Annotated in this window: 5 protein-coding genes; all 5 read left to right on the forward strand. The window is 30.2% G+C overall.

Annotated elements, in window-relative coordinates; all coding sequences use genetic code 11:
- Nucleotides 1-141 precede the first annotated feature (141 nt).
- The 5 genes from CXF67_RS08440 (at nt 142) to CXF67_RS08465 (ending at nt 4,176) form a co-directional block, all read left to right on the forward strand.
- Nucleotides 142-1,611, forward strand: a complete 1,470-nt coding sequence (locus CXF67_RS08440; RefSeq protein WP_102088358.1) for a hypothetical protein — start codon at nt 142-144, stop codon at nt 1,609-1,611.
- A gap of 253 nt (nt 1,612-1,864) precedes the next feature.
- Nucleotides 1,865-2,680, forward strand: a complete 816-nt coding sequence (locus CXF67_RS08450) for a helix-turn-helix domain-containing protein (RefSeq protein WP_102088360.1) — start codon at nt 1,865-1,867, stop codon at nt 2,678-2,680.
- Between the two features lie 74 nt (nt 2,681-2,754).
- Entirely contained in the window at nt 2,755-3,123 is a 369-nt protein-coding gene (locus CXF67_RS08455; RefSeq protein ID WP_102088361.1) for a VOC family protein, read from the forward strand.
- 11 nt (nt 3,124-3,134) lie between these two features.
- Nucleotides 3,135-3,608 (forward strand): DUF6265 family protein, encoded by a 474-nt coding sequence (locus CXF67_RS08460; RefSeq protein ID WP_102088362.1) that lies wholly within the window; start codon nt 3,135-3,137, stop codon nt 3,606-3,608.
- Between the two features lie 73 nt (nt 3,609-3,681).
- Nucleotides 3,682-4,176 carry an SRPBCC family protein gene (locus CXF67_RS08465; RefSeq protein ID WP_102088363.1) on the forward strand — a complete coding sequence of 165 codons (495 nt, stop codon included), beginning with the start codon at nt 3,682-3,684 and terminating at the stop codon, nt 4,174-4,176.
- The last annotated feature ends 22 nt before the right edge of the window (nt 4,177-4,198 follow it).

Consider the following 4,198-nt stretch of genomic DNA (forward strand, 5'->3'; position numbering starts at 1 on the left):
CGTATATAATTTATTGCTAGTTTTAGCCTACTTACGAAAGTCCTCGCGGACTTTCTTGGTCGGTAATTATTTACTAAATTAGTTGCTTGAAACACGCAACAAACCATATACAACAACGTTGGCAACAATACGAATGAAATTGTGAAACCAAGAGAAAAGAAAATATATTTAAGAGAAACTACGGACATTTCATTGCTCGAAGAAAAATCTGAATTTTCTTTCACGAACATATTACCTTTAAAACACATAAATATTATAGATAGAGATATCTATTTCAATCGTATTTATGAAAATCAGAAAAAAGGTAAAATTCAGTTGCAAAAAATGTTAGACGAAGTTAAAAAAGTCACTTTTTCTAAAGATGAATTAATACATTGGTTTTATAAAGTAAAAGATGATGCTGTAAACGAAGCTGATCATATAATGATAAGACACGAAGCATCATTCGGTGGTGATGATAGCGACATAGATTTTGAAAGAATTGGATTGCTTACAGGGATTTATGAAGAAGCCGAAAAGTTTATTTCGATAATGATAGCTATTGAGCCAATAGACACAAATTCAACACACTACTCGATTTTAGACGAGTTAGAGCAAATTGATAAAGAGTTTATCGAATCAGATAATATTCCAGGTTTCTATAATGTTCAAAGCCATCCTAAATATAAATTAAGAAAGTTTCAAATTAAAAATTTACACGCGGATTGGTATAACGAATTAGATAAATACAAAGACTCTGAACACATTTCAGAAGAATTTGGTAATATAGAGCGTTTATTGGATAGATATCATAGTGATTTCACTTGGTCTATGTATAAGATAAAACCAAGAGGCGATATAAAATCTTTTTTGGAGTTTCATTATAATTCCTTTAAAAAAGACAAGTACTTATTCGTTAATCACATTGAGTTTAGAATACTAACTCAATTAGAAAACTTCACAAGAACTGACCACAAACTTTATGAAAAGTTAATTTATGAATGGATAAACGAGAAGAGAGAGAAATTAAATAATGAAGAGAAAGACTTTTTATTAAACTCAATTATAAGTGTTTGTTTAACTTTTTTAGATAATGTCTTTGAATACAAAAAAGCTCAAAGTGAAAACAAGTACAATATTCTATTAAGAGATTTTTTAAAGCACCGAATTAATAATAGAAAATGGAGTATTAAAGACCAATCAATGGGTGGAACAACTGACCCAAAGGTTGAGAGCAATACTTCTGGAATAGCATTTCGAGATTTAATAATTGAAAACGAAGATGGTAATCATTTATCTGCAATAGAATGTTTGCGTATAAAATCAATTCCTAAGGATGAATCGTCTGACACAATAATCAAAGAACATTTAGTGAAAATTTTCAGAAATGAACCAATTGGAATAAGTCCTCTATTTGTTATTTCCTATTGCGAAACTAAAAGCTTTGAAGATACTTGGAATAAATATTTGAATTACATTACGCAAATTGATTTTGGGCAGTATCAACATTTAAGTTTAGAAACAGAAATCGGAATTGAAGAATATTCTAACCTTAAAGTTGCGAAAATGAATCATTATAGAAGTTTGAAAAACATTGAAGTTTATCATTTATTTATAAATATGAATCCGTAAAGTACTGTTGCCAACAAAGTATATAAAAAATAGCGTGAGTTATTGCTAACACAAAGGTTCGGGCATTTTTGGAAAGTCGCCAAATTTTTAAATTTGACGATTTGCAATAAAAAAGATAAATAGTAAAATTTAAAAATTCGGCTTGTGTTAATCCGAAAAGTAACAGCTTATTTTCATCGCTACTTTTCATATACGAGACGTTAGCAACAATTAAAAACAGGATGAAAAAGACAATTACAATAATTCTAACACAATGAACTACCAAACATTTGAACCAAGTCTAGAATTGAACGGACTAATAAAATTTTATTGGACATTGGAGTATCCAAAAGAAGAAAATCCTGATAAACAAACTATTGTACCTGATGGCTGTTTGGAAATGATTTTTCACTATGGCGACAATTACAAACAATACTTACAAAATGGAGAAAGCATTATTCAACCAAAATGTTTTGTTATTGGACAATTAACCCGACCACTTGAAATTGAGCCTACAGGTCAAACAGGTATCTTTTCCGTTCGTTTTCATCCTGAAGGATTTTCACCTTTCACGTCTATTCCAATAAAAAAAATGGAAAATACTGCCACATCTTTAGAAAAACTGTTTGGTAAAGGCGGAATTGAAATTGGACAAAAGGTTTTAAGTTCTAATTCTGTTTCTGAAAGAATAAAGTATATTGAAAATTTTCTATTAAGTAGATTGTCAAATTCTGAAACTATTAACCATATCATAAAATCAACTGTAGATATAATTTTGACTGCTAATGGACACCTTTCTGTTGGCGAACTTTCTAAACAAATCAATATAAGTCGTAGGCAACTAGAACGAAAATTCTCTTCTTTTATTGGTTTAAGTCCTAAACAATTATCCAAAACAATAAGACTACAAGCAACACTTAAAATGTTACTTAATAAACAATTTACTAGTCTAACAACTTTGGCTTATGAAGGTGAATACTACGATCAAGCACACTTTATAAAAGACTTTAAAGAGTTTACTGGATTATCACCCAAAGAATTCTATGGTAGCAACCTAACAATGTCTTCACTCTTTTACGGAATGGAATGACTTTGTCGCATTTTTACAATTTTATGTTTGTAGTAACTATCAACTTTGTCGTATAAACGTAAAAATCAATAAAAATGAAAAACTTAATCAATTGGTTTGAGATACCAGCAACAGATTTTAAAAGAGCAGTATCTTTTTACACAACTATTCTTGGACTAGATATTAAAGAATCTGAAATGTTCGGAACTAAAATGGGCGTCTTCCCTACTGACGGAACCAATGTTTCTGGAGCAATTGTACAAGGGGAAGATTACAAGGCATCAACTAACGGAGTTCTAGCTTACCTAAATGGTGGCAATGATTTACAAATGATACTAGACAAAATTGAACCTAGCAATGGGAAAATTATTGTTCCTAAAACACAAATAAGCCCTGAAATGGGATATTTTGGTATGTTCATAGATTCTGAAGGAAATAAAATGGCTGTTTATTCACCTAATTAAAACAATCAATAATGATAACAAAACTATTTTATGTAGTATTCGGTTCAATCATACTATGCAGTTGTGCAACACAACATAAACGAGAAATTGAAAAGGCAAAATGGCTCATTGGAACTTGGGAAAACAAAATGGCTCAAGGAAGTGTTTACGAAACTTGGTCCAAGGTAAACGACAATGAATTTTCAGGAATAAGTTATGTTGTAAATGAAAATGACACAATCGTTTTTGAGACGATACAATTAATTCAAGAAAAGGACAGCCTATTTTACATTCCAAAAGTTAAAGAACAAAATGAAGGTTTGCCAATACGATTTTCCTTGAATAAAATTTCAGACTCGGAACTAGAATTTAAAAATACGCAACACGATTTTCCGAAAATCATCTCTTACTCTAAAATTAACGCTGACTCTTTAGTTGCAGAAATTTCTGGAACACAAGACGGGCAAGAACTCAAACAAACATTCTCAATGAAACGAATAGAATAAAAGAGCGGAGATTAGTAACGATTAAAGATAAAATTGTCAATTACATTAAAAAACAAATCTAACACCAAACAAGATGGATAAATTTGACTGGACACAATTTTCAAAACGTATTTTTATTAAGGCAGATTTAAGTTCAGTTTATAATACTTGGACAAAAAGTCAAGAACTTGAAAAATGGTTTTTGTCAAAAGCTCGATTTAAATCAAAAGACGGTAAAGAAATTTCATTATCAGAAAATATTACTTCTGAATCTACCTATAATTGGAGGTGGTTTGCACAAAATCACTATGAGGAAGGAATAGTAAAGGAAGCAAATGGAATTGATTATTTAGAATTTACTTTCGCAGGAAATTGTACAGTCAAAGTTCATTTATCTAAAGTAAAAGACCAAACTCTTGTTGAATTGTCTCAAACAGAAATACCTTTAGATAATAATTCTAAAGAAAATATTCGCCTTGGCTGTGCTTTTGGATGGACATTCTACTTGCTAAATTTAAAATCGGTGCTTGAAGGTGGACTTGATTTAAGAAATAAGGATACAGAATTAAAAGGAGTTGTAAATAATTGAAAAGTGAATAAACAGTTGCTAA

The organism is Psychroflexus sp. MES1-P1E, from assembly GCF_002836055.1.
In the GTDB taxonomy this organism is placed as follows: Bacteria; Bacteroidota; Bacteroidia; order Flavobacteriales; family Flavobacteriaceae; genus Psychroflexus.

Excerpts from the sequence above, each read along its gene's own strand:
- CXF67_RS08450 (WP_102088360.1), top strand. The coding sequence starts at position 1,865 with ATGAACTACCAAACATTTGAACCAAGTCTAGAATTGAACGGACTAATA.
- CXF67_RS08455 (WP_102088361.1), top strand. The coding sequence starts at position 2,755 with ATGAAAAACTTAATCAATTGGTTTGAGATACCAGCAACAGATTTTAAA.
- CXF67_RS08460 (WP_102088362.1), top strand. The coding sequence starts at position 3,135 with ATGATAACAAAACTATTTTATGTAGTATTCGGTTCAATCATACTATGC.
- CXF67_RS08465 (WP_102088363.1), top strand. The coding sequence starts at position 3,682 with ATGGATAAATTTGACTGGACACAATTTTCAAAACGTATTTTTATTAAG.